A 4,637-nucleotide genomic window follows, 5' to 3' on the forward strand; every position below is an offset into this window, starting at 1 on the left:
GTTTCAAGAGCGCAAGCGCCGCTATTGATCCAGCCCCGTAGGCCAGAAAGTCACGCCGTTTCATTTTTTTGAATTGTCCCCGTTGATTAGGTGTCCCCACCAAAGCGTTAACTAAGTTTAATGCGCCGTCAATCGACCCAATTGCAGCGAAGCGGGGCTATTCTGTCGGCTGCAGATCGGGCGCCCTGATTTCAGGCGATATTGTGGGGTGAAACTTGCGGTATAAAATTTTTTGCAGGCTGAGATAGCTTCTGCCAATAGGTCTGCAGGCTGGGCTTGCGAAGCCTGCGGGCGAGGCCCTAGAGAACTCGCACCATGTCAGTTTTCACCCTCTTCGCGCTCGCGCTCAGCCTGTCGGTTGATGCCTTTGCCGCAGCCCTCGGCAAAGGAGCGGGTGAGCGGCAGCTCGGCCTGTTCGGTGCGCTGCGGATTGGCGCTGTGTTCGGTGCCATGGAAGCGGTCATGCCGCTCATCGGCTATCTGATAGGCCTTGCCCTGGCGAGTTGGGTTGCCAGTGTCGACCACTGGATCGCTTTCGTCCTGCTCGGCGCTGTGGGCATGCACATGATCTGGGAGGCGGCGCGCGCACCCGTCGAGGGCGCGATGGAAGACGCCATCGACCGTGTCGCTCCAGACATGCACCACAGAGGCCCGCGCTGGATCCGGCTGATACTGGCCGCGCTCGCGACGAGTATAGACGCCATGGTGGTCGGTGTCACACTGGCCATGATGGAGGTGAACATTATCGCCGCCGTCATTATTGTTGGCGTGGTGACGACCATAATGGCGACGATCGGCGTCCTGCTCGGGCGCAAGGCCGGCGAATGGCTCGGCCGCTGGGCGGAAGTGATCGGCGGGCTGGTCCTGATCGCCATCGGTGCGGTGATCCTGTGGCAGCATCTCTCGGCGGGGACATGAGGCAGGCTCGCTTGCAGCCGGCCATTGACGACGGGGTGGGCGCGCAGTAGCCCCGGCGCCTCGACCCCGAGACTGAGCAGTGTCCGATCCGCTGCCCGGCCATGAAGGAGACAATCGCCGTGGGACGCAACCGCAAGAAAAAAGGCCTGCCGACCCATGGCTGGCTCAATTTCGACAAGCCGGCTGACATTACATCAACGCAGGTCGTCGGTATTCTGAAGCGCCTCTTCGATGCCCAGAAAGTCGGCCATGGCGGCACGCTTGATCCGCTGGCGGACGGGATCCTGCCAATCGCATTCGGTGAAGCGACCAAGACTGTTCAGTGGGCGATGGACGCCGACAAGGAATATGTTTTCACCGTTGAGTGGGGCCGCACGACCGACACGCTGGACGCTGAAGGCGCGGTGATCCGAAGCTCGGATGAGCGTCCCGCTCGCGGCGCCATCGAGGACGCGCTGGAAGGTTTTGAAGGCGAGATCGAGCAGGTCCCGCCGAAATATTCGGCCATCAAGGTCGATGGCGAACGCGCTTATGACCTTGCCCGCGATGGCGAGGAGTTCGAAATCCCGTCGCGCCAGGTCATCGTTCATGAGCTGCGCCTGCTGGACGTGCCGGACGGGGATCATGCGGTGATCCATGTCCGCTCCGGCAAGGGTTTCTATGTGCGTGCGCTGGCGCGCGACCTTGCTGCAGAGCTCGGCTGCGAGGCGCATGTCTCACAGCTGCGCCGTATCCGCGTTGGCGTCATGCATGAGGGCGCGGCCGTGAAGCTTGCAGACCTTGAGGCGATGGAGACACGCGAAGATCTGCTGAAGACACTGATGCCGATCGAGGCCGTCCTCGATGACGTACCGGATGTCGAGATCAGCGCGGACGATGCCGCCGCCATCCGTCAGGGCCGCGAGGTCATGCTGATGCCGCACGTCGTCGAGCGCTGGCGCGAGCAGAAACATCCAGACCCGAGTGAGCGTCTCGCGCTCGCCCTGCACAACGACATCGCCGTCGCCATGGGCGAAATCCGCGCAGGCCGGTTCCAGCCGAACCGGGTGTTTCAGATGTAATGAAATGCGGGTCGGATAGACCTCACTTGACTCATTTAGATATTTAGCTAAATGTCTATCTATGAGTTCTGTCTTCAAGGCCCTTTCCGATCCGACGCGTCGCAAGGTGCTTCAGCTGTTGCGGGATGGCCCGAAGTCAGCAGGGGCGCTGGCAGAGGCGTTTGAGGTGTCCAGGCCAACCATGTCTGCGCATTTCGCCGTCCTGCGGGACGCCGGCCTCGTGGAAAGCGAAAAGGACGGAAAGTCGGTCATCTACCATCTTCAGATGTCGGTGCTGGAAGACGCGCTGTTCGGCTTTGCGAAAACATTTGGCTGGGAAGCGCGTGAAGCGCCGACCGCGCAAAAGAGATCAAAAATGGAGGCAGGCAAACCATGACAGACACGATCGAACCAAAACGCGTGGTCGTTTCGCTCGCAGTCGGCGTCCTCACAATCGCCGCCGCCATCCTGGCGTTCGGGGTCGCGAAGAAAACTGGCATGCTCGATCCGGACCTGGCACGCAGAGGCGTCGCCATCATGCTCGGGCTAATGTTGGTCGTAACGGGAAATTACGTACCGAAGTTGCGCCTGTTTCAAGCGTCGGGTGGACAGGCCGGCACGAGCGCGGTCGACAGATTTGCCGGCTGGACCTTCGTGCTGTCTGGCATCGCTTTCATCACCACATGGGTTTTTGCGCCCATCGGATCAGCGATGCTCGCCTCGCCCATGATTGGGGCAGCTGGCTTCCTGCTAGTGCTGGCGCGATGGATTGCCTGGGGTGACAGGTCCGGTGCGAGTACGAACGGCAGTGCTTTGCCGAAAGTCACGCCAGCCCGAGCCGCCATCTTCATGCTGCTCGCCTCCTTGCTGTGGACCTTCGCGATCTTCTTTGCTGATACGATCTGGGGCGACAGCGTCGCGCAGTGGATGGCGATGGGTTTTGTCATCGCGCTATGTGCCGTGTCCCCGTTTCTGGTGGCGGCGATACGCCGGACGGGCGGTCGAGCCTAGCCCGCCTTTCGGGCGAAATACACGGTCTGCGTGAAGGGCTTGTCCTGGAGCGGGTTGTGGAAGGTCACAGGCTCGCTCCAGGCGGTCTCGAACACAGTCGACATGCGGGCGATAAACGCCTCATCGGCGAGCGCATCTGACCAGAGCCCCATCACGCCGCCGGGCTTCAAATGGCGGGCTAACTGGCTCAGCCCCTCTTCGCTGTAGAAACTGCCGCTGCGCTGGTCGAGCAGCCAGTCCGGCGTGTGATCGATGTCGATGAGGATGGCGTCCTGCGGCGCGCCGAAGCCGTCTTCGGACGCGGCGAGCGCGAAGAAGTCGGCGTGTCTCAGCGTGCAGCGTTTATCGGCCAGCAGCGGCGGGTCGAGCGGGACGAGGCGCTTTTCGTGCCATTCGATGACGGGTGCCAGCAGGTCGACGACCTCAAGCTTTCTGACGCCCGGATTTTCCAGCACGGCGGCTGCCGTATAGCCAAGGCCGAGCCCGCCGACGACGATGTCCCAGCCGTCCGGCGGGGCCTTGCCGAGGGCGGCGAGCCCGCGCTCGGCCAGCGCGATCTCAGACGCGGTGAACAGGCTCGACATCAGATGCTCCTCGCCGAGCAGAACCTCGAATACATCCATATCAAGCGAGAGAATGCGCCGCCGCCTGAGGCTGACAGCGCCGATCTCTGTGACCTGATAGTCCAGTTCCTCGAAAAGACGGCTCATGGAATGTCGCTTTCGCCTTCAGGTCTGCGCAGGGGCGGGGCTGTCGAAGGCGTCGTAGAACACGTCTATGGGCGCGCTGGCAAGCAGGGGCCGGTAGGGGAAGGTCTCGGCGAGGCGCTCGAGGATGAGGGTGTCGAAGCCGTCCCGGAAGGCCGTCGCTACCTCGTGTCGCAGATGCCCGCGATGGGTGAGGAACTGCCCCCAATAGCGCATGCCCTGCGGTTTTGCGCCCGCGTCAGCGTCGGGGCGGGCGCTCTCAGAGAAGGCTGGTGGGAAGAGCGCGCAATAGGCACCGGTGTGATAAAGCCATGACAGGCCGCGAACGGATTTTGCGCGCTCGCCATGATGCCGGCGGATGAAGGCGAACATGGCGGCAAGTTCGGCGCGGCGGGCGCCTCTATGGCTTTTGTGGAGCGGTCCGGTGGGCGCATCGGAATGGTCGGGGATGAAATGGAGTTTCACCGCGCCAGCCTCGTTCGGCGCGTCGAAGGAGAAGCATCCGAACAGCCTATCTGAATAATGCCGGTAGCCGACAATGCGGGCGTCCAGCTCGGGCATCAGGATGGCGAGCTGAGCCTCAATGTCGGCGGCCTCGTTCAGCGGGGCGCAAAGGGCGAGCCAGTCAGGGTGGAGCGGCCCGCGCGCATTCGGGCCAAATCCCATCCGCTTGTAGATCGCGGTGTATTGCGTAATCGCCTCTGCAGGCGAGAGGCCGCCAATCGCGGCGCAGCGTGCGGCAAAGCCGAGCTGAAGCGCGACCCATGGCTCAAGCCGGCGGGCGAGGGCAGGTCCTTTCAGGGCGGCGCAGCCCTTACCAGTCATCTCACTTCCACCCTTTCCTTTTTGGTCATTCTATGCGATGTGCGCGCCCATAAGCGGCAACTCACGCTCTCTAGTCCGGCTGGACGACATCCCGGCCCTGACTGAATGGCCTGAGCCTGCTTAGCGAACCCCGCCA

General features: G+C 62.4%; 6 protein-coding genes. 4 read left to right on the forward strand and 2 right to left on the reverse strand.

Annotation, left to right across the window (positions count from 1 at the left end):
- Window positions 1-315 precede the first annotated feature (315 nt).
- The 4 genes from WA989_RS11425 (at window position 316) to WA989_RS11440 (ending at window position 2,969) form a co-directional block, all read left to right on the forward strand.
- Window positions 316-918, forward strand: a complete 603-nt coding sequence (locus WA989_RS11425) for a manganese efflux pump MntP family protein (RefSeq protein WP_424340626.1) — start codon at window positions 316-318, stop codon at window positions 916-918.
- 101 nt (window positions 919-1,019) lie between these two features.
- Complete coding sequence (gene truB / locus WA989_RS11430) at window positions 1,020-1,979, forward strand: tRNA pseudouridine(55) synthase TruB (protein ID WP_424340627.1); 960 nt, start codon at window positions 1,020-1,022, stop codon at window positions 1,977-1,979.
- 61 nt (window positions 1,980-2,040) lie between these two features.
- Window positions 2,041-2,355, forward strand: a complete 315-nt coding sequence (locus WA989_RS11435; protein WP_424340628.1) for an autorepressor SdpR family transcription factor — start codon at window positions 2,041-2,043, stop codon at window positions 2,353-2,355.
- Window positions 2,352-2,969, forward strand: a complete 618-nt coding sequence (locus tag WA989_RS11440) for a hypothetical protein (RefSeq protein ID WP_424340629.1) — start codon at window positions 2,352-2,354, stop codon at window positions 2,967-2,969. The genes WA989_RS11435 and WA989_RS11440 overlap by 4 nt, the downstream gene beginning before the upstream one ends.
- On the opposite strand, the gene WA989_RS11445 is transcribed toward WA989_RS11440, so the two are convergent.
- Entirely contained in the window at window positions 2,966-3,679 is a 714-nt protein-coding gene (locus WA989_RS11445) for a spermidine synthase (protein ID WP_424340630.1), read from the reverse strand. The two genes, WA989_RS11440 and WA989_RS11445, sit on opposite strands and share 4 nt — an antisense overlap.
- Window positions 3,680-3,697: 18 nt before the next feature.
- A complete protein-coding gene (locus WA989_RS11450; RefSeq protein WP_424340631.1) occupies window positions 3,698-4,501 on the reverse strand; it encodes a hypothetical protein in 804 nt (267 codons plus the stop codon).
- Window positions 4,502-4,637: the final 136 nt, after the last annotated feature.

Source organism: Henriciella sp., assembly GCF_049649345.1.
Taxonomy (GTDB): Bacteria; Pseudomonadota; Alphaproteobacteria; order Caulobacterales; family Hyphomonadaceae; genus Henriciella.

Coding starts and splice junctions, on each gene's coding strand:
- WA989_RS11425 (WP_424340626.1), top strand. CDS start 316: ATGTCAGTTTTCACCCTCTTCGCGCTCGCGCTCAGCCTGTCGGTTGAT.
- truB (WP_424340627.1), top strand. CDS start 1,020: ATGAAGGAGACAATCGCCGTGGGACGCAACCGCAAGAAAAAAGGCCTG.
- WA989_RS11435 (WP_424340628.1), top strand. CDS start 2,041: ATGAGTTCTGTCTTCAAGGCCCTTTCCGATCCGACGCGTCGCAAGGTG.
- WA989_RS11440 (WP_424340629.1), top strand. CDS start 2,352: ATGACAGACACGATCGAACCAAAACGCGTGGTCGTTTCGCTCGCAGTC.
- WA989_RS11445 (WP_424340630.1), bottom strand. CDS start 3,679: ATGAGCCGTCTTTTCGAGGAACTGGACTATCAGGTCACAGAGATCGGC.
- WA989_RS11450 (WP_424340631.1), bottom strand. CDS start 4,501: ATGACTGGTAAGGGCTGCGCCGCCCTGAAAGGACCTGCCCTCGCCCGC.